A 247-nucleotide genomic window follows, 5' to 3' on the forward strand; every position below is an offset into this window, starting at 1 on the left:
GCTGTGGGCAAATTCTACGTACACATCTTGTGGAATTTTAAGCTCAAATCCGTACTTATCACTAAGTGCTTGGTAGTAACCGGTAATCAATGATACATCTGCAAATTTTCCGTGCTCGTCAGTCACTTTAAATATTAGGTCGCTAAATAAGTGAATTAGGCTATCGCTAAGTGCTGGAAGTATGGTGCCCATATGAGTAAAAGTGGGATAATGCTTATATTCCCATTTTAGCTGTGTGGGCATTTGT

1 protein-coding gene is annotated in these 247 nt (G+C 39.3%); it reads right to left on the reverse strand.

Annotated features, from left to right (window positions below):
* Positions 1-247, reverse strand: a 247-nt coding sequence (locus AAEY88_RS14935; RefSeq protein WP_350563651.1) for a hypothetical protein, incomplete at both ends; no start/stop codon positions are given.

The sequence above is a fragment of the Psychrobacter sp. CAL346-MNA-CIBAN-0220 genome, from assembly GCF_040309805.1.
Lineage (GTDB): Bacteria > Pseudomonadota > Gammaproteobacteria > Pseudomonadales > Moraxellaceae > Psychrobacter.